20 protein-coding genes are annotated in these 22370 nt (G+C 71.2%); 5 read left to right on the top strand and 15 right to left on the bottom strand.

Annotation, left to right across the window (positions count from 1 at the left end):
• Nucleotides 1–9 precede the first annotated feature (9 nt).
• The gene (locus tag ACGFIW_RS31010) at nucleotides 10–219 is read right to left on the bottom strand and encodes a hypothetical protein (RefSeq protein ID WP_393323303.1); all 210 of its coding nucleotides are present in this window, start codon (nucleotides 217–219) and stop codon (nucleotides 10–12) included.
• A 509-nt stretch (nucleotides 220–728) separates the two neighbouring features.
• On the opposite strand from ACGFIW_RS31010, the gene ACGFIW_RS31005 reads away from it, so the two are divergent.
• Together ACGFIW_RS31005 and ACGFIW_RS31000 are read left to right on the top strand one after the other, a co-directional pair.
• Complete coding sequence (locus tag ACGFIW_RS31005; protein ID WP_393323300.1) at nucleotides 729–1505, top strand: GntR family transcriptional regulator; 777 nt, start codon at nucleotides 729–731, stop codon at nucleotides 1503–1505.
• Nucleotides 1506–1554: 49 nt separating this feature from the next.
• The gene (locus ACGFIW_RS31000) at nucleotides 1555–2175 is read left to right on the top strand and encodes a DUF402 domain-containing protein (protein ID WP_393323297.1); all 621 of its coding nucleotides are present in this window, start codon (nucleotides 1555–1557) and stop codon (nucleotides 2173–2175) included.
• Nucleotides 2176–2263: 88 nt separating this feature from the next.
• Here the strand turns inward: ACGFIW_RS31000 and ACGFIW_RS30995 are convergent, their stop codons facing one another.
• From ACGFIW_RS30995 to ACGFIW_RS30965, 7 genes are all read right to left on the bottom strand, one after another.
• A complete protein-coding gene (locus ACGFIW_RS30995) occupies nucleotides 2264–3325 on the bottom strand; it encodes an ABC transporter permease (protein WP_393323294.1) in 1062 nt (353 codons plus the stop codon).
• Nucleotides 3322–4215, bottom strand: a complete 894-nt coding sequence (locus ACGFIW_RS30990; protein WP_393323291.1) for an ABC transporter ATP-binding protein — start codon at nucleotides 4213–4215, stop codon at nucleotides 3322–3324. Before ACGFIW_RS30990 ends, ACGFIW_RS30995 begins: the two co-directional genes overlap by 4 nt.
• A gap of 80 nt (nucleotides 4216–4295) precedes the next feature.
• Nucleotides 4296–5015 carry a response regulator gene (locus tag ACGFIW_RS30985; protein ID WP_393323288.1) on the bottom strand — a complete coding sequence of 240 codons (720 nt, stop codon included), beginning with the start codon at nucleotides 5013–5015 and terminating at the stop codon, nucleotides 4296–4298.
• On the bottom strand, nucleotides 5012–6346 hold the full coding sequence (locus ACGFIW_RS30980) for a sensor histidine kinase (RefSeq protein ID WP_393323285.1): 1335 nt from the start codon (nucleotides 6344–6346) through the stop codon (nucleotides 5012–5014). Before ACGFIW_RS30980 ends, ACGFIW_RS30985 begins: the two co-directional genes overlap by 4 nt.
• Before the next feature lie 122 nt (nucleotides 6347–6468).
• Complete coding sequence (locus ACGFIW_RS30975; protein ID WP_393323282.1) at nucleotides 6469–7416, bottom strand: permease prefix domain 1-containing protein; 948 nt, start codon at nucleotides 7414–7416, stop codon at nucleotides 6469–6471.
• Nucleotides 7413–7754, bottom strand: a complete 342-nt coding sequence (locus tag ACGFIW_RS30970; RefSeq protein WP_110564981.1) for a PadR family transcriptional regulator — start codon at nucleotides 7752–7754, stop codon at nucleotides 7413–7415. The genes ACGFIW_RS30975 and ACGFIW_RS30970 overlap by 4 nt, the downstream gene beginning before the upstream one ends.
• A gap of 128 nt (nucleotides 7755–7882) precedes the next feature.
• Nucleotides 7883–8482, bottom strand: coding sequence for a hypothetical protein (locus tag ACGFIW_RS30965; protein WP_393323280.1), 600 nt, complete (start codon nucleotides 8480–8482; stop codon nucleotides 7883–7885).
• 132 nt (nucleotides 8483–8614) lie between these two features.
• On the opposite strand from ACGFIW_RS30965, the gene ACGFIW_RS30960 reads away from it, so the two are divergent.
• Nucleotides 8615–10198 (top strand): protein kinase, encoded by a 1584-nt coding sequence (locus tag ACGFIW_RS30960; protein WP_393323277.1) that lies wholly within the window; start codon nucleotides 8615–8617, stop codon nucleotides 10196–10198.
• A gap of 118 nt (nucleotides 10199–10316) precedes the next feature.
• On the opposite strand, the gene ACGFIW_RS30955 is transcribed toward ACGFIW_RS30960, so the two are convergent.
• Genes ACGFIW_RS30955 through ribA form a run of 3 tightly spaced genes read right to left on the bottom strand, consistent with a single transcriptional unit; the run spans nucleotide 10317 to nucleotide 12346 of the window.
• A complete protein-coding gene (locus tag ACGFIW_RS30955) occupies nucleotides 10317–10988 on the bottom strand; it encodes an HAD family hydrolase (protein ID WP_393323274.1) in 672 nt (223 codons plus the stop codon).
• The gene (locus tag ACGFIW_RS30950; RefSeq protein WP_393323272.1) at nucleotides 10985–11713 is read right to left on the bottom strand and encodes a creatininase family protein; all 729 of its coding nucleotides are present in this window, start codon (nucleotides 11711–11713) and stop codon (nucleotides 10985–10987) included. Before ACGFIW_RS30950 ends, ACGFIW_RS30955 begins: the two co-directional genes overlap by 4 nt.
• Nucleotides 11714–11716: 3 nt before the next feature.
• Nucleotides 11717–12346, bottom strand: coding sequence for a GTP cyclohydrolase II RibA (ribA, locus tag ACGFIW_RS30945; RefSeq protein WP_393323269.1), 630 nt, complete (start codon nucleotides 12344–12346; stop codon nucleotides 11717–11719).
• A gap of 265 nt (nucleotides 12347–12611) precedes the next feature.
• Here ribA and ACGFIW_RS30940 point away from each other — a divergent pair, with 265 nt between their 5' ends.
• Nucleotides 12612–15245 (top strand): family 78 glycoside hydrolase catalytic domain, encoded by a 2634-nt coding sequence (locus ACGFIW_RS30940; RefSeq protein WP_393323266.1) that lies wholly within the window; start codon nucleotides 12612–12614, stop codon nucleotides 15243–15245.
• Here the strand turns inward: ACGFIW_RS30940 and ACGFIW_RS30935 are convergent.
• From ACGFIW_RS30935 to ACGFIW_RS30920, 4 genes are all read right to left on the bottom strand, one after another.
• Nucleotides 15227–16678: an FAD-dependent monooxygenase gene (locus ACGFIW_RS30935; protein ID WP_393323263.1), complete on the bottom strand. Its 1452-nt coding sequence runs from the start codon at nucleotides 16676–16678 to the stop codon at nucleotides 15227–15229. The genes ACGFIW_RS30940 and ACGFIW_RS30935 overlap by 19 nt on opposite strands.
• Nucleotides 16679–16810: 132 nt before the next feature.
• Nucleotides 16811–17374, bottom strand: coding sequence for a hypothetical protein (locus ACGFIW_RS30930; protein ID WP_393323260.1), 564 nt, complete (start codon nucleotides 17372–17374; stop codon nucleotides 16811–16813).
• A complete protein-coding gene (locus ACGFIW_RS30925; protein ID WP_393323258.1) occupies nucleotides 17371–17910 on the bottom strand; it encodes an RNA polymerase sigma factor in 540 nt (179 codons plus the stop codon). The genes ACGFIW_RS30930 and ACGFIW_RS30925 overlap by 4 nt, the downstream gene beginning before the upstream one ends.
• Before the next feature lie 90 nt (nucleotides 17911–18000).
• Nucleotides 18001–18621 carry an L-threonylcarbamoyladenylate synthase gene (locus tag ACGFIW_RS30920; protein WP_393323255.1) on the bottom strand — a complete coding sequence of 207 codons (621 nt, stop codon included), beginning with the start codon at nucleotides 18619–18621 and terminating at the stop codon, nucleotides 18001–18003.
• 179 nt (nucleotides 18622–18800) lie between these two features.
• On the opposite strand from ACGFIW_RS30920, the gene dnaE reads away from it, so the two are divergent.
• The gene (dnaE, locus tag ACGFIW_RS30915; RefSeq protein WP_393323251.1) at nucleotides 18801–22331 is read left to right on the top strand and encodes a DNA polymerase III subunit alpha; all 3531 of its coding nucleotides are present in this window, start codon (nucleotides 18801–18803) and stop codon (nucleotides 22329–22331) included.
• Nucleotides 22332–22370 lie beyond the last annotated feature (39 nt).

Genomic DNA, 22370 nt, shown 5'->3' with positions numbered 1-22370 from the left:
AGACTGCCCTCAGCTTCGATGCCCTACCACGACAGGACATCGGTGCAGGTCTCCCACCTCCACTCGATCGAATAGCGCCTCGTGGCGCACGTAGCAGTCAATCCAGCACCAACCGTCATAGGTGATCCAGTCGAGTTTCCTGATCACTCGGACGGTGATGGGGATCATGAACTGAATGCTTGCAGCCCGGTCGAGCCGTAGCAGGTCACCGGCCTTCATCCGCACTTCCTTGCACGCCAGACCTTCAAAGTCCTGCCTGCTTCGCTCAGCCTGGGGCAGAAGCCGACGGGCAGGCAGCTCGGACAACGTCTGCGGTGGTGAAGGTCAATGATGAACCCCGCCATGATCACGGTGAAAGGCGGTTCGGGCCGATACTCCTCAAGCATCGTGCCGCCCGTCTCGCTGGTTGTGACGCTTGAGCGCTTGTCGTCTGGTGCTGGCCTCATCCGGCTTCTCTGGTGGCGCGGGAGAAACGCACGCTACGGGCTGGTAGGCGGAGCGTTCGACAACGTCGATCGGCTCATCAGGTCTCTGAAACCACTTCCAACGGCGCACGGTTCTGCCTCCCGAGAGTCCTTGGGTGGCCGACACGGAGTGCCTACCCCTAGATCACTCTGCGTGCCGGCCACACCCGCAACCGTAAGCCTGTCTATGCAACCTGTCTAGACGGGTAGTGTTCGTGTCGTGGCAAGCGAGCACTCAAGAAGATCGGGAGTACGGTGACGGGCGTGCCTACCCCGCACGTACCACCCCGCCGATACCGGTTTGTTGCCGACGAGCTGCGCCGCCGCATCGAGGCTGGCGTGATCCCACCTGGCTCTTTGCTGCCCAGTGAATCGACCCTGATGGCTGAGTTCTCAGTCGCACGGGGAACCGTTCGTGAAGCCCTGGCGCTGCTGCGGTCTGAGGGCTTGGTCCTGACCGAGGTGGGACGTGGAACCTACGCCAGGCCGGTGATGCCTGTGCGGAGACTCGCCTCTGAGCGGTACCGCAGGGAGCTTGAGCAGGTTCGTAGTGGTGAGCTCGGTACGTCCTTCACCGCCGATCAGCAGGTCGACTGGGCTGCGTACAGCCTGGACAAGGACTTCCGCGAGGTGCCGGCTACTGAGGCGGTAGCAGAGTTGTTCGGCATAGAGCCAGGCACGATGCTTCTCGAACGTCACCTCCTCTTCCGCACTCATGGTGCGCCGCAACAGATGTCCGTCTCATGCCTGCTGCTCGACATGGTCGCTGGCACCCCGGTTGCCGATCCTGATAACGAGCCATGGCCGGGCGGCAACACGTCGCAGCTCTACAGCCTCGGGCACACCATCACTGGCGTCCGTGAACGTCCACGATGGAGGCTGCCTTCGCCTGATGAGGCCGAAGCCCTACGCATTCCTGCCGGGGTTCACGTAGTAGTGATCACTCGACAGACGTACGTCGGTGAGCGGGTGGTGGAGGTGGCACACATTGTGAGGCGTGCCGACCTGGTCGACTTGGACTACTGGATTGATCTTACTTAAGCTGCCGCGGAGTCGACCAGGCGATCGCGTCGAACGTGGAGGTGGGGAAGTGGCGGCAGACCGGTTCGCACCGGGTGACGTGGTCGTTCGGCGCGAGATCCTGCGCGGCGAGGTGTGGTTCGCCTGCCCGACGATCTGCGTCGAGGACTCGGCCGACCTGCTCGCCCTCTATCTTCCACCGGGGGCCGAGTTCGGCTTCCCGACCTCCGGGGCCTTTCCGTGCGGGCGGCACCCGTGGGAGACCGCCGGGCACCGCTCCTGGTCGGGGCACGGCAAGCTGATGCTGCACCGCCCCGGTGAGGCGCACTCGGTCGACGTGTTCTGGGCCGGCCCCGGGCGCGACTTCGCCGGCTGGTATTTCAACCTCCAGGACCCGTTCCGGCGTACGCCGATCGGGGTGGACACTCTCGACCACGAGCTGGACCTGTGGTGGGGCGCGGACGCCGACACCTACGTCTGGAAGGACGTGGAGATCTTCGCCGAGCGCCTCGTCGAGGGGCGCTACCCGGGCATGGGGGATGCCATCCGGGCCGAGGGTGACCGGATCGCGGCGCTGCTCGACGCGGGGGAGCGCTGGTGGGACCCGGCGTGGGCGACGTGGCAGCCCGACCCGTCCTGGTCGGCACTCGCACTGCCGGCCGGCTGGGACGAGGTGCCACCCACCCGCTGACCGAGGACCAGGTGACGTCGGCCCGCTGAGCCCCGAACGGGCGTCGGCGTCCGGTCCGGACACCGACGCCCGCGGCTGAACCGTCGGCTCAGCCGATCGTCTCCCGCTCCCGCCACGCGGTCCGCAGGGAGGTCCGCCCGTTGGTGCGCAGCAGCGACCCCTCGTACACCCGGGATCCGGCGAGCAGGAACGCACCTGCGGCGAGCAGCAGGATGACAAGCGAGACGAACGGCTCCCAACCGGCCGCGTCACCGGTGAACATCCGCAGTGGCATGGCCGTGGGCGACGAGAACGGCAGGTAGGACAGCACCCGCATCGCGGTGTCGTTGTCGTTCAGGAAGATCACCGCGAAGAACGGGATCATGACGGCGAGTTGCACCGGCGTCGACACGGCGGCGATGTCCTCCTGCCGGTTGGCCAGGGCGCCGGCCGCCGCCCACATCGCCGCGAGCAGGATGAACCCGAGCAGGAAGAACGGCACGAACCAGCCGATCGCCGGGGCGAGCAGGCTGAGCAGGCCGCCGCTGTCGCCGAGTTGGAGCCCGATCACCGCCACCACCGCGATCAACGCGATCTGCGCGAACGCCAGGATGGCGCCGGCCACCACCTTCCCGGCCAGCAGCGCCCGCACCGGCACGGCGGCCACCAGGATCTCCACGATCCGGGTCTGCTTCTCCTCGATGACACTCTGCGCGATCTGCACACCGAACGTCTGCGAGGTGATGAAGAAGACGAACGCGAAGACGAACGGCACCAGGAACGCCACCACGGGGTCGACCGCGTCCGGGTCGAGCAGTTGCACCGAGGGCGCGCTGCTCAACGCCCGGACCACGTCGTCCGGGGCCTCCTCCATGGCGAGCACCTTCGGGCCGGCGACCACCGCGGCGTCCACGTCGTCGTCGCGGACGGCCCGCTCGGCGGCCCGGTCGTCTCCGACCACCCGGACCTCCAGGCCGGCGGCGCGCAGCGGACCGGCGGCGCTCTCGGTCACCGCCACGGTGGACGGCCCGCCGGAGAGCAGCGGCGGCAGGATGGTGCCCGCCGCCGCGATCAGCAGGAAGAAGAGGGTGCCGAACAGGAAGGTGCGGTCGCGCAGCTTGACCCGGATCTCCCGTTCGGCGACCAGCCTCGTGGCCTGGGTGATGTTCACTGGGTGACCTCTCGGAAGATCTCGGTGAGCGAGGGGCTGACCGGGCGGAAGGTGCGGACCGGACCCCGCGCGAGGGCCGCCCGCAGCACGGGTTGTTCGTCGGCGCCGGCCGGCAGGTCGAAGACCACACGCGGCCCGTCCAGCTCGACAAGAGTCACGCCGGGTTCGTCGCGTACCCAGCCGGCGTCGGTCGCCACCACCAGCTCGAAGCGGGGCACGGTGTACGAGTCGCGCAGCTGCTGGCGGCTGCCGGCGGCCCGGATCGCCCCGTCCGCGATGATCACCAGGTCGTCGCAGAGGCGCTCCACGACGTCGAGTTGGTGGCTGGAGAAGAGAACCGGCGCTCCGGCTGCGGCACGTTCCCGCAGTACGGTGACGACGGTGTCGACGGCGAGGGGGTCGAGGCCGGAGAACGGCTCGTCGAGCACCAGCACCTCGGGGTCGTGTACCAGCGCGGCCGCGATCTGCGCGCGTTGCTGGTTGCCCAGCGACAGCGTCTCCAGCAGGTCGTCGCCGCGTTCACCGAGCCCCACGCGGTCCAGCAGCGCGTCGGTGGCCCGCCGCGCGGCGGGGGCGTCCAGACCGTGCAGCCGTCCCAGGTAGGTCACCTGCTCCCGGGTGGTCATCTTCGGGTAGAGGCCGCGCTCCTCCGGCATGTAGCCGAAGCGCCGCCGGTCTTGTCGGGTGAGCGTGGTGCCGCCCCAGCTCACCTCGCCGGCGTCCGGGGCGAGCACACCCAGGATGATGCGCATGGTGGTGGTCTTGCCGGCGCCGTTGGCGCCCACGAAGCCGGTCATCCGACCGGCCGCCACCTCGAAGGACACGTTCTTGAGCACCTGCCGGTCGCCGAAGCTGCGGTCGACGCCGTCGAGGCGAAGCGTTCTGGTCACCCGTCCACGCTAGAACGAACGGCGTGTCCCGCCGTCCGCCCGGTGGGTGAGCGGACGGTCCGTCGCGCGGCGGATGGCGGTCAGCCGCCCGGCCGGACCACCCCGTTCTCGTACGCGAACACCACAGCCTGCACCCGGTCGCGCAGGCCGAGCTTGGCCAGCACCCTGCTCACGTGGGTCTTCACCGTCGCCTCGCCCAGGTGGATGCTCGCGGCGATCTCCGCGTTGCTCGATCCGGCGGCGAGCAGCACCAGCACCTCCCGTTCCCGTGGGGTCAGCCCGGCCAGTGCGGCGTCCGCCTCCGGTCCCCGGTGGGCGGTGCCCGCCGGGTCTCCGGGGCGGGCGAACGTGGAGATCACCCGACGGGTGATCTCCGGGGCGAGCAGGCCGTCGCCCCTGGCCAGCACCCGGATCGCCTCGATCAGTTCCTCCGGTGTGCCGTTCTTCAACAGGAAACCGCTGGCCCCGGCCCGCAGCGCGGCGAACAGGTAGTCGTCGCGGTCGAAGGTCGTGAGGATCAGCACCGCCGGCCCACCGGGCCCGTCGGCGGTGATCTGCCGGGTGGCCTCCAGGCCGTCCATCCCGGGCATCTCCACATCCATGAGTACGACGTCGGGGCGGGTGGCTCGGGTCATGCGGACGGCCCGTTCGCCGTCGGCCGCCTCGCCGACCACCTCGATGTCGTCCTCCACCTCCAGGATGACCCGGAAGCCGGTGCGGACGAGGTGCTGGTCGTCGGCGAGTAGCACCCGGACGGTCCGACCCGTGGCCGACGTCTCGTGGGCTGGCGCGGCGCTCATGCCGAGCGGTTGGTGTAGGCGGCCGGCTGTCGCTCGTCGCTCGGCTCCCGCTGCGTGCGGACCGGCGGGTCGGCCGGGGCGAGTGGAAAGCGGGCGCGGACCCGCCATCCGCCGCTGACACGCGGCCCGGCCTCCAGGTCGCCGTCGTGCGCGGTGACCCGTTCGCGCATCCCGATCAGGCCCAGTCCGACGGCGTCGGCTCGACCGCCGGTTCGTCCGTCGTCGGTCACGTCGACCTCCACCTCCCGAGCCAGGTAGCGGACCCGCACGTCCAGCAGGTCCGCCCCGGCGTGCTTCAACGTGTTGGTCACCGCCTCCTGCGTCACTCGGTAGGCCGCCTGCGAGACGGATTCGGGCAGCGTGACCGGGTCGCCGTACACCCCGAGGGTTGCCGTCAGGCCCGCGGCCCGGGCCCGTTCGACCAGCTCGCCGATCCGGTCGATGTCGCCGGCGGCCGGCGGCGCGGCGTCGGCCGTGCCGGAGGTCCGCAGCACGCCCAGCATCCGGCGTAGCTCGTCGACAGCGGTGCGGGCGCTGTGCTCGATGGCGGTGAGCGCGGCGCGGGCCTTGCCGGGGTCGCGGTCGAACACCCGGCGGCAGGCCGACGCCTGGACCCCCATCACCGACACGTGGTGGGCGACGACGTCGTGCAGCTCCCGGGCGATCCGGACCCGTTCGCCGAGCACCGCCCGTTCCCGGGACTCGGCCTGCGACCGACGCAGGTCCTCGGCCTGGGCACGCAGCTCGTGTTCGCGGCGCGCGGCCACCCAGGCGGTCTCGCCGAAGAAGTAGGCGAAGCCGAGCGTCAGCACGTTGACCAGCACACCGTTGACCATCGCGGCGAGCACGGGTGGCACCGGACCGACCGCGTCGTCGAACGCGTCGGGAGGAATGTGGTCGATCGTCACGGCGTAGTAGACCCCCAGCCAGGCGAACATCGCGACGATCACGCCGATCCGCAGCCGCTGCGCCAGCCGATGATCCTGCCCCCAGGCGCCCGCGGTGTAGAGGACGCAGAACAACGCCCAGGCGGAGAACTGGGTCTCCGGCGCCGATCGTGCCTGCGCGGCGACGAACACCACCGCGACGATCAGCAGGGTCGCGGCCGGCCAGCGCCGCCGCCAGATCAGCGGCAGCGTCACCGCGACGGTCCAGAAGAGCTGCTCGGGCCCGGACGGCGGCGGGCCCAGCAGGAACGCCCCGGCGCTGCGGGCCAGGGTGAGGCTCACCAGTGCCAGCCCGGTCACCCCCAGGCCGATCCACAGGTCGTTGCGGCGCTGCTCCGCCGTCGGACCCGGACGGCGCCACTCCTCCGGCTGCCCCACGGTCATCCCCGAACGATGCCACGCCACCCGGCACGGCCGTCGGGCGGGCGGACCGGTGCCGGCCGGATCCGGCCCACGGGCGGCGGCCCGACGCGGGACACGCGTCGGGCCGCCGGGTGGGTTCTCGCTCACGCCGGCTGACGGCGGGTCTTGATCGCGGTGTCGATCAGGTCCCAGACCACGACCACGGCCGCGCCCAGCGCGATGGCCAGGCCGAGGGCGTCGCGGTTGTCCGCCTCGGCCAGCCAGTTCAGGCGCACGCCCAGGGCCGGGTTGAGCAGCCGGTCGGTGAGCGCCAGCCACACCAGCGGCACCGCGAACGCCAGGTTGAGCAGCGCCTTGGTGCCGAACAGGGCCCAGGTCCAGCGCCCGATCCGGTACTTGACGACCTCGAAGATCACGCTGGCGACCAGCACGACGATCAGCGCCGGCAGCCAGAAACCCCACAGGGCCGGGTCGAGGATCGGGATGTTGTCGCCGTCGGTGGCGTGCACCCAGGACTGGAAGTGCTGTAGGACGAGGTATCCGATGGTCGCCACCGACATGACCACCGACGCGATGGTGTCGGCGAGCGGAATGCCCCGGCGCACCGGAGCGTCGGGCAGATCGTCGAGGCTCCACTCCGGCACGTCCACACCTGACTGGGAGCGCTCGATGAGGACGAAGACCAGGGTGAGCCAGAAGCAGATGTGCACCGTCACGTGCAGGGCGACGACGAGGCCGGGCCCGATGGCGCCGAAACCCTTGCCGCTGGCGGCTTCGACGACGGTGACGATCGTGCCGGCGAGCGCGGGGATGAAGCTGAGCAGCAGCTTCAACAGCCGCAGCCAGAGCAGGTAGTAGGTCGGCCCGATGAGCTGTAGCTGGCGGTCGGCGTACCGGGCGGCCAGCACGTCCGGGTTGCCCAGCTCGGTGAGCACCTCCCGCTCGGCGGTGGCGGGGTCCGCGCCACCGTCGGTCCGGCCCTCGATCATGTCGTCGATGGAGGCCCTCAGCTCGGTGGCGATCTCGTCGCGACGCGGGGCGGGCACCGAGCGCAGGGTGGCGGCGAGGTAGCGGTTGGTCAGGGTGTTCATCGGTCCACTCCTTGGATCAGCCCGGTGATGGAGGTCTGCACGGCGGCGAGGTCGTCGAGAAGCCGGCTCAGCATCGACTCGCCCTCGTCGCTGGTCCGGTAGAACTTGCGCGGCCGGCTCTCCTCGGTGTTCCACTCGCTGGTCAGCAGCCCCTGGTCCTCCAGGCGGCGCAGCAGCGGGTAGAGCGTGTTGGCGTCCACCGGAAAGCCGTGGTCGGTGAGCCGTTGCAGCAGTGCGTAGCCGTAGTCCGGTCGACGCAGCGCGACCAGGCTGGCCACCACGACGGTGCCTCGACGCAACTCCTGTAGGTGCGTCCGTAGAACGTCCTCGCTAACCATGTGTCACACCATAGTGTGTGCCACACAGTGTTGTCGAGCGCGACATCATCGTGCCGCTCACAGATCCGTGCGCCGGACAGCATGCGGGGCGCCCGGCACGAACCGGACGCCCCGCCGCCTGACCCCGATCAGCAGGCCGAACCCTGGCGGAAGTTCCGCTCGACGAAGTCGGCCGGCCCGACCTGGAAGTAGCCCACGCCCGGACGGATCGGATGCCCGGTGAACAGCTCGACCCGCGAGCCGACCCGCACGAGGTACGCCTCGGCGTCCCCCGCGTCGTTGCGGACCAGCGAGCCCCGCCGGCCGTAGATCGCCTCCAACTCGTCGAACGACATCCCGACCGTGGCACCGGCGGGGGAGCGCGGCGGTGCGGTGGCCGTACCGACCTCCACCAGTCGCCCGTCGCGGAAGGCCAGCAGGAGCACGCCGGCCCAGGAACCGGTCACGCCCGCGTGCACCACCCCGCCGCAGCCCGGCGCGGTCCAGTCGATGTGTCCGTTCGTGGTGAGCGTGCGCAGGCTGGCGCCGATCCGGTAGACGCCGGCGCCGGCGACGCTGAGCACCTGCGGGTGGCTGTGCCCGAACGCGGCGGCGAGCGGGCCGCGCGCCGAGGCAGGTGCCGTGCCGCCGGCCCGGGGTGCCGCCGCCGCCGGACCGGCGACGGCCACCGGGGCCAGCGTGCCGAACGCCAACGCGGCGGTGGTGAGGAGGATCGTGGGACGGTTCATGGTGGCTCCTTCGGTGATGGGTCTCCTGCCCTGTTAGTCACCGCGCCGGGGCCAACGGTTCGTCGGGTTCCCGACCGACCGGTCTACTGTGCAGAGAGACGCCGACCGACCGTGCCCGCCGGGGGTGACACGGTGACCGCTCCGCTGCGAATCGGGCCGTACACCATCGAACGTCTGCTGGGCGTCGGCTCGTTCGCGACCGTCTGGCTGGGCTACGACCCGGCGCTCGACGCGCACGTGGCGATCAAGGTGCTGGCCGAGAACTGGAGCCACGACCTGCGGGTCCGGGAACGCTTCCGCGACGAGGCCCGCCTGCTGCGGCGGCTGGAGCACGAGCGGTTGGTGCGGGTACACGCCGTCGGTGAGCTGCCCGACGGCCGACCGTACGCGGTCCTGGCCTGGGCGGACGGGGGGAGCCTGCGGGACCGCCTGGCCACCGGTGAGATTCCCGTGCCGGTGGCGTTGCGGCTGCTCGGCGAGATCTGCGCCGGGGTCGCCGTGCTGCACCGGCACGGCGTCGTGCACCGTGACCTCACCCCGGGCAACATCCTGTTCCGCTCCGCCGGGCCGGACGACCCGGACGCCGAACGGGTGCTGATCGCCGACCTCGGTCTCGCCAAGGCGCTCGCCGCCGCCTCCGGGCTGACCGCCCGAGCGGGTACCCCGGGCTACATGGCCCCCGAGCAGGACGACCCGGGCGCGGTGGTGGACACCCGCGCCGACGTGTACGGGCTCGGCCGGCTCGGCCTCCGGCTGCTCGCCGCCGACCCGCTGGGCGCGGGTCCGGCCCGGCCCGACCGGCTGGGTGCGGGTCCGGCCCGGCCCGACCGGCTGGGTGCGGGTCCGGCCCGGCCTGACCCGCTGGGTGCGGGTCCGGCCCGCCCGGACCCGCCGCGGCACGTCCCGGAGGTCCGCCTGCGGGAGGACGTGCCACCGGCGGTCGCGGCGGTGCTCGTCCGAGCCACCGCCCACCACCCGGCCGACCGCTACGCCGACGCCGCGACCCTGCACGCCGCGTTGAGGCGCGCGAGCCGTGCGGCGGGGCGACCGGTCGCGGCGACCGACGGGAGCGGGCCGGCGCGGCGGCCGGTCGTGTCGAAACGCGCGAGCGACCCGGTCGCGGCGACCGCGCCCGCCCGGCAACCGTCACCCCGAGTGGGGGACCGCCGCCGGTGGTGGCCGGCCGGGGCCGCCGCCCTGGCCATCGCCGCGGTGGGTGCGGTGGGCGCCGAGCCGGGTGGCGGCGGGTCGGGTCGGCCGGTCGACGGCACGTACACGAGCGGGCCGCTGACCGTGGCGTTGCCACCCGGCTGGTCCGCCACGGGTGCCACCTGGGCCGGCCAGTACGGTGCCGACGGCGACCCGGAACCGGCGCTGGTGATGTCGCCGCAACCCCGCCGGTGGGCTGTCGACCCTCGTCTGCCGGGCGCGTTCGTGGGCCTGTCCGGCAGCACGGCGGCCCGCACCACGCCGGCCGGGTTCCTGGCCGAGCGTACGCACGGCGACTGCGTGCCGGCGCCGGCCCGCACCAGCCGGCCGGCGGGCGTCGAGTGGACGGTGGTGGCGTACCGCTGCGAGCAGGGGCGCCCGCAGATCATCGAGTCGGCCGCCCTGCACCCCGGCCGCCCCGCCCTGGTGTACGCACAGATCGTCCCCCCGGCAGGCAGCGGACCCGCCTTCGTGGACGACCTGCTCGCCGGCGTACGGCTGGGGTAGGTGCGCCGGGCGCGCGCCCCGGTGGTGCTCTGTTGGGTCGGCGAGAAACACTCGGACCCGCCGAGGATCGGCCCGGCCCGTCGGTCGCGGACGCCGACGGTCGGGGCGTCGTGCGGCTCTACGGCATGTCGGCCAAGGGCCCGCGGTGCCAGCTCCGGACGCAGGCGGCCAGCCGCTCCGGCGACTCCACGTGCCAGGTCGGCCGGTGCTCGTCGAGCGCCCGTGCCACCTGGTATCCGTAGCCGACCGCCACCACGTCGACCGGCACCGCCCGGCCGCAGATGATGTCAGCCGCCGTGTCACCGACGTACACGGACGGCACCGGCGACCGACGCGCCAGCAGACGCCGTACCTTCTCGACCTTGCCGCCGGTGTCCTCGGCACCCGCGATGGAGGCGACCGACGCTGGAACACCGCCGACGCACCGGGTCAGCACCTGACGCACCCGCTGCGCCCGCGCGCCGGTGACGATCGACACGCTGCCCGCCGGCAGCGCCAGCAGGAGATCGCCGATGTGCGGGAACAGCCCGAGCTCGGTGGCGAGGTCGGTCATCCGGGCCTCGTGGCAGCGCCAGAACGCGTTTGCGCGGTCGACGCCGAGCCAGGGCGCGAGCCACGTCCCCGGAGGCCCGGCGCAGACCCAGTTCAGGTCGGTCACGCTGCCGACCTCCGGCAGGTCGGGGAATTCGTCGCGGAGCTCGCGATAGATCCGGACGCTCAGCGCGGCGCTGTCACACAGCACGCCGTCGAAGTCGAACAGCACGTGCCCGTACGCGGCCCGTTCGATCACGGCGTCTCGGCGAGGTCGGCGAGGCGCTGCGGAAGCGACGCGCTCAGGCTCGCCAGGATCCGCTCGCCCTTCTGCGCCGTGGCGGCCGACGGGCGTCCGATCACCCCGTGCGGGGTGTACGCGCGCATGCCCCGGGTGAGCAGCCCGCCGCGCCACTCCTCGGTCTCCCAGTCGGTCTCCTCGTAGCCCGGCCGTACCAGCTCGGGATGGAGGTGCAGAAGCAGCGAGACCTCGTACTCGCCGCCGTGCATGTCGGTGTGGCCGGCGCGCGTCGAGAGCGCGGCATCGTCGCAGGCGGCCGCGACGTCGAGGGACGTGGGGAAGAGGACGATCCGGGGACCGTCGACGTTCAGCTCCTGCACCGCGTTCGACAGCACGTAGTTGCCGCCGTGACCGCTGACCACCACCAGCCCGGCCCAGCCGTCACGGGCGAGCGAGCGCCAGATGTCACCGATCACCGAGTGCAGGGTGACGGCGCTGATGCTCACCGTCCCCGGGAAGCCCGCGTGCTCGTGCGAACACGAGATCGTCATCGGCGGAAGCGGGAACAGTTGGTGGTCGTGGCAGATGCGGTCGCTGATCGCGGTGGCGACGATGGTGTCGGTCGCCAGCGGCAGGAACGGCCCGTGCTGCTCGAAACTGCCCACCGGCAGCACCGCCACGCCGCCGCGCCGCACGCCGGCGTCATCGGACGTGACGCCGGAGAAGAGGAATCGTGGGTCCACCGGTCACTTCCGAATCAGGTACGAGTAGCCCCGCGACAGCTTCGACATGACCTCGCTGGCCGCCTCCGCCGAGCAGGGAGGGGCGATCTCCGGGTCGACCGAGACCGTGATTCCCGCGTCGGACAACGCTTTTGCCTTGTCGGGGTTGCCCGACAGCAGACACACGTCGTCGACGCCGATGTGGTGGAGAACGTGCGCGGCGAGGCCGTAGCCTCGGGCGTCCTCCTTGGCGCCGATCGCGACGTTGCGCTGGTAGGTGTCGCCGTCCTGGAGGAGGCTGCGGACCTTGTCGTACAGCCCGATGCCGCGCCCCTCCTGCCGGAGGTAGACGATGACACCGTAGCCGCGGGCGACGATCTGGTGCCGGGCCGCGCGGAGTTGGGCGCCGCAGTCACACCGGTCGCCGCCGAACACGTCGCCGAACAGGCACTCGGAGTGCACGCGCACCGGCACCGGCCGGGCCGGCAGGGTCGGGAACGCGCCCTTCGGCGGAGCGGTTCCGGCCGCGTACACCAGAATCAGATGGTCGGCCCCGGTGTGGCCCTGCGCGGGGTCGTACGCGCGCACACAGGCCGCATGCCAGTCGCGGTCGTCGATCCGAATTGTGGCCACCGTGGAACGTTGAATGGTCATGTGTGCTGTCCTCGACGGTGAGGGCCGGCCCCTGTTGAGCGTGGCGGGCCGACGGAGTGACGGTCGGCGTGACCAGGATCTTGACTGGTCCGGGTCGTTGACAATGCAATTCCGGCGGCAGGATTGCCGGCCCGGATCATCCCGGCCGGAATCACCGGAACCCGGAGAACCGGGCCGATTTCCGCCGTCCGAAACGCGTGGCGCAGGACTGCCGGAGCGGCGAGCATGTATCGATTCGGACCCGGTTCCCTTGAGGGAGAGCATTGTGTCGCTGCAGGTCGACGACCTCCGAACAGATGCGCGTACCAACCCGCTGGGCATCGACAATCCGACGCCGGAGTTCGCCTGGCGCCTCGTGGCCGACCGACCGGGCACGCTGCAGGCGGCGTACGAGATAGAGGTGTCCACGTCGGACGGCACCTGGTGGAACAGCGGACACATCCGGGGTGACCGCCCGTTCGGGGTGGCGTACGCGGGGCCACCGCTTGAGTCGTGCCGCCGCTACCACTGGCGGGTGCGGGTGGTCGACGACGCGGGAAACAGCAGCGGGTGGAGCGAGCCGGCCTGGTTCGAGACGGCCGTGCTGGCTCCGGCCGGTTGGCGGGCGCACTGGATCAGCGGTCCGCCGCTGTTCGCACAGGACCATGCCGCGCTCTACCTGCGCACCACCGTGGAGGTGCCGGACCGGGTCGTGCGTGGCCGCGCGTACGTGTCGGCGCTGGGCTGGTACCGCTTCTTCGTCAACGGGCACGACGTCACGGGTGATGCCCTGGTGCCGCGGTGGACACCGCTCGACCACATGGTGGAGTACCAGACGTACGACGTCACCGGACTCTTCCGCCCGGGCACCAACGTCGTCGCGATGGCGGTCGGCGACGGACGGTTCCGCGGCCGGCTCGGGGCACTCGACAAACGCTCGGTCTACGGTGACCGGCTCGCCGGCCTCGTACAGGTCGACCTGGAACTGGCCGACGGCGGCGTGGCCCGACTCGACTCCGACGAGCGGTGGTGTGCCGGGCCCGGCCGCATCCTCGCGTCCGACCCGAAGTGGGGCGAGCGCGTCGACCTCCGGATCGACGACCACGCGTGGCGCACCGCCACCACAGCGCCGGCGACCCTGCGCCCGGTGGACGTGCTGCCGTGGCCGGATCGGCAGGTGGTGGCCGAGGAGGTGGAGCGGGTTCGGTGCATCCAACGACTGCCCGCCACGCGCGTGTGGCGCTCGCCCAGCGGACGGCAACTCGTCGACTTCGGCCGCAACGTCTCCGGTGTCGCGCGGCTGCTGCTTGCCGGCCCGGCCGGCAGCACGGTGAGCGTGACGTACAGCGAACTCCTCGACCCCGCGGGCGAACTCGACAGCATGTACGTGGCGAACCACGGCAGGGCCAAGCCGCAGCGGGACCACGTGACGCTGGACGGCGGCCCCACGTGGTACCAGCCCTGGTTCACCGTGCGGGGGTTCCGCTACGTCGAGATCGACGGGCCGACCGAGGACCTCACCGGCGCCGAGGCGATCGTCCTGTCCACCGACGTGGCCGCGACGGGCCGCGTCGACACCTCCGACGAGCGACTGAACCGTTTCCACGACAACGTGCTGGCAAGCGTGCGGGCCAACTTCGCCGACACGCCGACCGACTGCCCCACGCGCGAGCGCTCCGGATACACCGGCGACATCCAGACCTTCGCGCCCACGGCGGTCGTCTGTGTCGACGCGCAGGCGTTCCTGCGCCGCTACCTCCGCAATCTGGCCTGCGAGCAGCTACCGGACGGCCGCGTACCGCCGATGATCCCGAGCGAGGACTCGACGTTCTCCGGCGGCTGGAGGGCGTTCTCGAAGCTGGCGTCCGGGTCGGTCGGGTGGGGCGACGCAAGCGTCGTCCTGCCCTGGACGCTGTACCGCTACCACGGTGACGAGCGGGTGCTCGACCGCCAGTACGACAGCATGCGCCGCTGGGTCGACCACCTGGAACGGCGGGCACGTACCCGCTCGGGCTGGGCCCGCTGGTTCGGGAGGCGGGTCGGTGGCCAGGAGCGGTACATCGTCGACTCCGGGTTCCACTTCGGGGAGTGGTACCGCGCCGGGTCCGACACGGGATCGCAGTTGCGCAACCTTCTCGTGCGTCGGCCGGTGGTCGCCACCGCCTACCTCGCGCGGTCCGCCCACCTCCTGTCCCGTGCGGCGGGCGTCCTCGGCCGCGACGCCGACGCCACGACCTACGCCGATCTCGCGCACGCCGTACGCGCCGCGTGGCGCGCCGCGTTCGTGCGCCCCGACGGCCGGATCGGCGCCGACGGCCAGGACGACTACGTCCGCGCCCTCGGGTTCGACCTGCTGACCGGTGAGCAGCGGCCGGCGGCCGTCGCCCGGCTGGCGGCCCTGGTCGAAGACGCGGGAACCCGCGTCACCACGGGTCTGTTGAGCACACCGATGATCCTGCCCGTACTCGCCGACGGAGGCCGCGCCGACCTCGCCTACGCCCTGCTGATGCGCACCGCGTCACCGTCGTGGCTGGCGCAGGTGGAGCGCGGCGCGACCACGGTGTGGGAGACCTGGGACGGGTACGACGACAAGGGCCGCGGGCGCCTGTCCCACAACCACTACACGCACGGCGTCGTCGCCGGATTCCTCACCGAGTACGTCGCCGGGCTGACCCCGGCGGAACCCGGCTATCGCGTCATCGACGTGCGGCCCGTGCCCGGTGGCGGCCTCACCCACGCGTCCGCGACGGTGCGTACCCCGTACGGACCGGCGTCCAGCGCGTGGCGCGTGGACGGCGGGACGTGCACCCTCACCGTCACCGTGCCCGCCGGGACGAGCGCCAGGATCCACACCGATCGCACTGTCGACGTCGGATCGGGCGACCACGAGATCAGCTGGGGTCAGATCGCGGTGAGGTAGGCCGCCACCTCGTCGGCGGAGCGGGTGTCTACACCGATGTAGCCGTCCGGCCGCACCAGCACGTACCCCGAGTCCCCGTAGGCGGCCCGGAGGTGTCCGTCCGGATCCAGGAGATCGACGCCCACGCGGTACGCCCGCACCGCATCCGACACACCCTCTGGAACCTCTCCCGGGCGTTCGAGGCACAGCAGCGTGGGCGAGGTGCCCCGGAACACGTCGAAGAGGCTGGTCGACGTGCCGTCGGCGGTGTGGCACGGCGCGTCGGGTGCGCGGTCGCCGCCGCGTCCGCCCGCCGCCAGTGGACCGTCGCGGTACGACAGCCCGAGTTGGAGCGTCCGGTCGTCGGGCTCGGCCTGCTTGTCGTCGAGCAGTTCGGTGCTCAGCCCGATTGCCTGCTCGGCGACCGGCCGCCGCTCCGCCTCGTACGTGTCCAGCAGCGCGTCCGGCGCTCCGGCGAGCACACGGGCGAGCTTCCAGCCGAGGTTGTAGGCGTCCTGGACCCCGGTGTTCAGCCCCTGGCTGCCGGCCGGCGAGTGGACGTGGGCGGCGTCGCCGGCGAGGAACACCCGGCCGACGCGGTAGCGGTCGGCGAGCCGCATGCTGACCCGGTAGTCCGTCGGCGCCGCGAGCGTCGTGACGGTCAGGTCGCGCCGATGCGTGCGCTCGGTCAGGAGCCGCTGGAATCCCTCCAGCGTCAGATCGGGTGTGTCGTCGGCGGTGATCGGTGCCGACATCCGGAAGTAGTCGGTGCCGGCGACCGGCCAGATGCTGGCCCGGACCCGCTTGTCTACCGGATCGAGCCAGACCTGCCACACGTCGCGGCGCATACCCGGCACGGTGACGTCGCCAAGCAGAAGGCGTTCGGCGGGCCGGGTGGTCCCGGTGAAGCCGACGCCCAGCGCCTTGCGCACGCCACTGCGGCCGCCGTCGGCACCGACCATGAACCGTGCCCGGATCGACGAACCGGCCGCGGTGGAAACGGTGACCCCGTCGTCGTCCTGGTCGAACCCGACCATCTCGGCGTCGTGCTCCACCGCCACGCCGAGTCCGGCCAGCCGCTCGCGCAGGATCCGCTCGGTGCGCCACTGCGGCTGCACGATCGGCACCGGGTACGGCACGTCGGGCGTGGGCTCGCTACGCCGTTGGGTGTGCCCCTGGTACACCGGGGACCCTCCGAAGTACACCTGGACCGGCGGGTACTCCTGGCCGGTCGCGAGGATCGGGTCGATGATGCCGAGGTCGTGGAATACCTCCAGCGTGCGCGGCTGTAGCCCGTTGCCGCGTGTGCCGGGGTAGAAGTCGGCCGGGTTCCGGTCGAGGATCCGCACCCCCACCCGGCGCCGGGCCAGCTCGATGGCGAGGGTGAGCCCGGTCGGACCGGCCCCCACGACGACGACGTCGGTGTCTACCTCGGCGTTCGCATGAGAGACCATCGCCACAGTATTGAGGGGCGAACCCGGGAAAGGCCGCCCACCGGCAGTTTCATCGCAGTTCCGCCGCCGGAAACGCGTGCGTTAGCGCGTGTTGCGGACGCGGCGGTGAATCGAGGAGCGGGATCGAGTGAGCTAGCGGACGACCACGGTGATGGTGTGCTCGCGGCCCTCCTCGGGGATCGTCACGGCGACGGTGCCGGGGCGGACGAAGCGGATGTCCACCACGCCCGCCTCGTACTGCTGCGAGACCAACTCCGGGCGGTCCACGGTGACGAGCCCCGGCCCGATGCCCTGGATCCGCAGCACCGCCCCGGTGGCGAAGCAGAGCGATCTCAGCAGTTCGACCTCGGTCTCGGCGAGCGGCAGGTCGTAGCGGACCGCGCCCTGGCAGGCCGGCGTCGTGTCGGTCGGCGGGGGAGTCGTCCGGGGCGTACCCCTGGTCCTGGCGGGTGTGGGCGGTGCCGGGGCCGGGCGCGCGCCGGTCGGCGGTGGCCGGGACGGCGACCCGGCGGGCGCGGTGGTCGCGGTGGTCGCGGTGGTCGTGGCGGGCCCGGTGGTCGCGGTGGGCGTCGGTGTCGACGGGCTCGGGCCGGGCGGTTGGACGGGCAGTGGCGAGACGGCGTCGGTGCCGCAGGCGGCGACCCCCACGGCGGCCACGAGGGCGACGACGAGCCGGCGCGACGACGCCGGGCTCATTGGGCGCCGAGTCGTTGCCGGACCTGCCGGCGGGCCAGGTGCAACCGGGACTTCACGGTGCCCACCGGCACGTCGAGCAGGGCGGCGATCTCGGGGTAGCTCAGCCCGAGGACATCGCGCAGGGCCACCACCTCGGCGAGGTCGGGATGGACCGAGTCCAGGGCGTCCAGCAGGTCGAGGCGGGTGCCCGCGACCACGCTCGTCCGCCGCGCGTCGGCCCGGTCGGGCAGCGGTACGCCGCCGGCCTCCAGCCGCCAGCGGCGGCGCAGCGTGCGGTAGGTCGAGCGGGCCCGGTTGGCGGTCAGCCGGTGCAGCCAGGTGCGGAACGAGGAGCGTCCCTCGAACCGGGTGATGCCGTTGGCCAACGCCAGCAGCGTGTCCTGGCAGGCATCCTCGGCGTCCTCCCGATTGGGCAGGAATCGGGCACACAGCCGCAGCACCTCCGGGCGCACCGCGCCCAGCAGGGCGTCCAGCGCCGCCGGGTCGCCCTGTGCGGCGGACCGGGCCAGGGCGTCGACGTCGTCCGCGTCGGGCATGCCGGGTGTCCAATGCTCGCCGGTGCCGATCCCCGATCGTACGACCGTCGACGCTGTTTGACCCTGCTCCGGTCCGCCACCCGACCCGCCCTACTCGAAGCGGGACACGTCCCCGGCGCCCCGGCGCAGGATCTCCGGCTCGGGCCCGGACAGGTCGATCACGGTGGTCGGGTCCCTGCCGCAGTCGCCCGCGTCGAGCACCGCGTCGAGCTGGTGGTCGAGCCGTTCCTTGATCTCCCACCCCTGGGTCATCGGCTCGTCGTCGCCGGGCAGGACCAGGGTGCTCGACACCAGGGGCTCGCCCAGCTCGGCCAGCAGCGCCTGGGTGACGGTGTGCCGGGGCACCCGCACCCCGACGGTGCGCTTCTTCGGGTGCAGCATCCGGCGGGGCACCTCCCTGGTGGCCGGCAGGATGAAGGTGTAGCTGCCCGGGGTGGACGCCTTCACCAGGCGGAAGACCGAGTTGCTGATCTGGACGAACTGGCCGAGCTGCGCGAAGTCCCGGCAGACAAGCGTGAAGTGGTGCCGGTCGTCGAGGTGGCGGATCTGGCGGATCCGGTCCAGCCCGTCCGGGTTGCCGAGCTGGACGCCGAGCGCGTAGCAGGAGTCCGTGGGATAGGCGACCAGCCCACCACCACGGATCAGGTCGGCCACCTGGCCGATGATCCGGGGCTGCGGGTTCTCCGGGTGCACGTCGTAGTACCTCGCCATGCCGATGAGCCTAGGCTCGTTTTCCGCGACGGGGGGACGCGGGCCCGGTGGACCGTCCGGCGGGGGAGACGCGGGCCACGACCGTCGGCGCGGACGGTGGAGCCGTCGAGATCACCTCGGTAGGGTAGGTCCCGGTCGGCTCCGACCACCAAGATCCACACCGCCGGGGGGCGCCAGGCATGGCCGATTCGTTCGCGCATCTGCACGTGCACACCGAATACTCGATGCTCGACGGAGCGGCCCGACTCAAGGACCTGTTCACCGAGGCCAACCGGCTCGGCATGTCGGCGGTGGCGATCACCGACCACGGCAACATGCACGGCGCGAACGACTTCTACAAGCAGGCGATGGCCGCCGGGATCACCCCGATCCTGGGCGTCGAGGCGTACGTGGCGCCGGAGTCGCGCTACCACAAGGCGCGGGTCAAGTGGGGTCGGCCGGAGCAGAAGAGCGACGACGTCTCCGGTAACGGTGCGATCACCCACAAGACCATGTGGGCGAAGAACGCGCAGGGCCTGAAGAACCTGTTCACCCTCAACTCGCGGGCCTCCATGGAGGGCCACTACATCAAGTGGCCCCGGATGGACATGGAGCTGATCGCCGAGTATGCCGAGGGCATCATGGCCACCACCGGCTGCCCGTCCGGCGCGGTGCAGACCCGCCTGCGGCTCGGCCAGTTCGACGAGGCGCTCAAGGTCGCCGCCACCTACCAGGACATCTTCGGCAAGGACAACTACTTCGTCGAGATCATGGATCATGGCCTCTCCATCGAGAGCCGGGTCCGCGAGGGTCTCACCGAGATCTCCCGCAAGCTCAACATCCCGCCGGTGGTCACCAACGACTCGCACTACACGGTCGAGGAGCAGGCCACCGCGCACGACGTGCTGCTCTGCGTGCAGACGGCCAGCAACATCGACGACCCCAACCGGTTCCGCCTGGAGGGCGGCGGCTACTTCATCAAGAGCGCCGACCAGATGCGCGCGGTCGACACCTCCGAGCTGTGGCAGCAGGGGTGCCGCAACACCCTGCTGGTGGCCGAGAAGGTCGACCCGAAGGGCATGTTCGAGTTCCACAACCTGATGCCGCGCTTCCCGGTGCCCGACGGCGAGACCGAGGAGTCCTGGTTCCGCAAGGAGACGTTCGCCGGTCTGGGCCGCCGCTACCCGAACGGCATCCCGGAGGGGCACGTCGTCCAGGCCGAGTACGAGCTGGGCGTCATCAACCAGATGGGCTTCCCGTCGTACTTCCTCGTGGTCGCCGACTTCATCCAGTGGGCCAAGAACCAGGGCATCTCGGTGGGTCCGGGTCGTGGTTCGGCCGCCGGCTCGCTCGTCGCGTACGCGCTGGGCATCACCGACCTGGACCCGATCCAGCACGGGCTGATCTTCGAGCGGTTCCTCAATCCCGAGCGGGTCTCGATGCCGGATGTCGACATCGACTTCGACGAGCGTCGGCGCGGTGAGGTGATCAAGTACGTCACCGACAAGTGGGGTGAGGACAAGGTCGCCCAGATCGCCACGTTCGGCACGATCAAGGCGAAGGCCGCGATCAAGGACTCGGCCCGGGTGTTGGGCTTCCCGTACGCGGTCGGCGACCGGATCACCAAGGCGATGCCGCCGGCCGTGATGGGCAAGGACATCCCGCTCACCGGCATCTTCGACCCGAAGCACCCGCGCTACGCCGAGGCCGGCGAGATCCGCGGCCTGTACGACTCCGACCCGGACGTGCGCAAGGTGATCGACACGGCCAAGGGCATCGAGGGCCTGATCCGGCAGACCGGTGTGCACGCCGCCGGCGTCATCATGTCCGCCGAGCCGATCATCGAGCACATCCCGTTGATGCGCCGCGACGCCGACGGGGCGATCATCACGCAGTTCGACTATCCGACCTGCGAGTCGCTCGGGCTGCTGAAGATGGACTTCCTCGGCCTGCGCAACCTGACGATCATCGACGACGCGGTCAAGAACATCGAGCTCAACCACGGCCTCAAGCTCGACCTGCTGGCCCTGCCGCTGGACGACAAGGCCGCGTACGAGTTGCTGGCCCGCGGTGACACCCTGGGCGTGTTCCAGCTCGACGGTGGGCCGATGCGGTCGCTGCTGCGGTTGATGAAGCCGGACAACTTCGAGGACATCTCCGCCGTCCTGGCGCTCTACCGGCCCGGCCCGATGGGCGTCGACTCGCACACCAACTACGCGCTGCGCAAGAACGGCCTCCAGGAGATCACCCCGATCCACCCGGAGCTGGAGGAGCCGCTTCGGGAGATCCTGGCGCCCACCCACGGCCTGATCGTCTACCAGGAGCAGGTGCAGCGCGCCGCGCAGATCCTCGCCGGCTACACCCTCGGTCAGGCGGACCTGCTGCGCCGGGCGATGGGTAAGAAGAAGAAGGAGATCCTCGACAAGGAGTTCATCCCGTTCCGGGACGGCTGCCGCGAGCGCGGTTACTCCGACGAGGCGATCCAGGCGGTGTGGGACGTCCTAGTGCCGTTCGCCGGGTACGCCTTCAACAAGGCGCACTCCGCCGCGTACGGCCTGGTCTCCTACTGGACCGCGTACCTGAAGGCGCACTACCCGGCGGAGTACATGGCCGGGCTGCTCACGTCGGTCGGTGACGACAAGGACAAGATGGCGCTGTACCTGTCCGAGTGTCGCCGGATGCGTATCCAGGTGCTTCCACCGGACGTGAACACCTCGGCCGGTCCGTTCACCCCGGTCGGCAAGGACATCCGCTTCGGCCTGGCCGCGGTGCGCAACGTGGGCGCGAACGTGGTCGCCTCGATCATGCGCTGCCGCCAGGAGAAGGGCGACTACACCGACTTCTACGACTTCCTGTCCAAGGTGGACGCGGTGGTCTGCAACAAGAAGACAATCGAATCACTGATCAAGGCCGGTGCGTTCGACTCCCTGGAACACCCCCGCAAGGGTCTGCTCGCGGTGCACGCCGACGCCATCGACGCGTACGCCGACGTGAAGCGCAAGGAGGCGGTCGGCCAGTACGACCTCTTCGGCGCCGGCTTCGGTGACGTCGACGCCGGCAGCACGACGGTGATGCCGACGATCGGTGACAGCGAGTGGGACAAGCGCGACAAACTGGCATTCGAACGCGAGATGCTCGGCCTGTACGTCTCCGACCACCCGCTGTTCGGCCTGGAGCACATCCTCGGCGCGGCGGCCGACACCACGATCGCGTCCCTCGCCGAGGACGGCGCGGTGCCCGACGGGGCGGTGGTCACCCTCGCCGGCATCCTGTCCGGGGTGCAGCGCCGGGTCACCAAGCAGGGCCGCGCCTGGGCCTCGGCCACCCTGGAGGACCTGGCCGGTGGGGTGGAGGCGCTGTTCTTCCCCAACACCTACGAGGTGATCGGCCAGTACATCGCCGAGGACGCCATCGTGGTGGTCAAGGGCCGGGTGGACCGCCGCGACGACACTCCCCGGATCATGGCGATGGACATGTCCATGCCGGACGTCAGCACCAGCGCCACCAACAAGCCGGTCACCCTCACCATCCCGGTGCACCGCTGCACACCACCGCTTGTGGAGCGCCTCAAGGAGACCCTGGTCCTGCACCCCGGCGACACCGAGGTGCACGTCAAGCTGCAAAACGGCGGGCGCACCACCACCCTGCGGCTGGGCCCGTTCCGGGTGGCGGCGACGACCGCGCTGATGGGTGACCTGAAGAGCGTCCTCGGCCCGGCAAACGTGAGCTGACCGTCCGCGGCCCGGCCGGCACGCGCCGGGCGGGCCGCG

The sequence above is a fragment of the Micromonospora sp. NPDC048935 genome (assembly GCF_043197875.1).
GTDB lineage: Bacteria > Actinomycetota > Actinomycetes > Mycobacteriales > Micromonosporaceae > Micromonospora.
Note: the sequence above shows the minus strand (reverse complement) of the source record. Positions and strands in the feature narration are given on the sequence as shown.

Bases quoted from the DNA above. Each gene is read 5' to 3' on its own strand.
- ACGFIW_RS30985 (WP_393323288.1), bottom strand. From the start codon at position 5,015: ATGAGCGCCGCGCCAGCCCACGAGACGTCGGCCACGGGTCGGACCGTC.
- ACGFIW_RS30920 (WP_393323255.1), bottom strand. From the start codon at position 18,621: ATGGCGAGGTACTACGACGTGCACCCGGAGAACCCGCAGCCCCGGATC.
- ACGFIW_RS30970 (WP_110564981.1), bottom strand. From the start codon at position 7,754: ATGGTTAGCGAGGACGTTCTACGGACGCACCTACAGGAGTTGCGTCGA.
- dnaE (WP_393323251.1), top strand. From the start codon at position 18,801: ATGGCCGATTCGTTCGCGCATCTGCACGTGCACACCGAATACTCGATG.
- ACGFIW_RS30925 (WP_393323258.1), bottom strand. From the start codon at position 17,910: ATGCCCGACGCGGACGACGTCGACGCCCTGGCCCGGTCCGCCGCACAG.
- ACGFIW_RS31010 (WP_393323303.1), bottom strand. From the start codon at position 219: ATGAAGGCCGGTGACCTGCTACGGCTCGACCGGGCTGCAAGCATTCAG.
- ACGFIW_RS30965 (WP_393323280.1), bottom strand. From the start codon at position 8,482: ATGAACCGTCCCACGATCCTCCTCACCACCGCCGCGTTGGCGTTCGGC.
- ACGFIW_RS30980 (WP_393323285.1), bottom strand. From the start codon at position 6,346: ATGACCGTGGGGCAGCCGGAGGAGTGGCGCCGTCCGGGTCCGACGGCG.
- ACGFIW_RS30975 (WP_393323282.1), bottom strand. From the start codon at position 7,416: ATGAACACCCTGACCAACCGCTACCTCGCCGCCACCCTGCGCTCGGTG.
- ACGFIW_RS30930 (WP_393323260.1), bottom strand. From the start codon at position 17,374: ATGAGCCCGGCGTCGTCGCGCCGGCTCGTCGTCGCCCTCGTGGCCGCC.
- ribA (WP_393323269.1), bottom strand. From the start codon at position 12,346: ATGACCATTCAACGTTCCACGGTGGCCACAATTCGGATCGACGACCGC.
- ACGFIW_RS30935 (WP_393323263.1), bottom strand. From the start codon at position 16,678: ATGGTCTCTCATGCGAACGCCGAGGTAGACACCGACGTCGTCGTCGTG.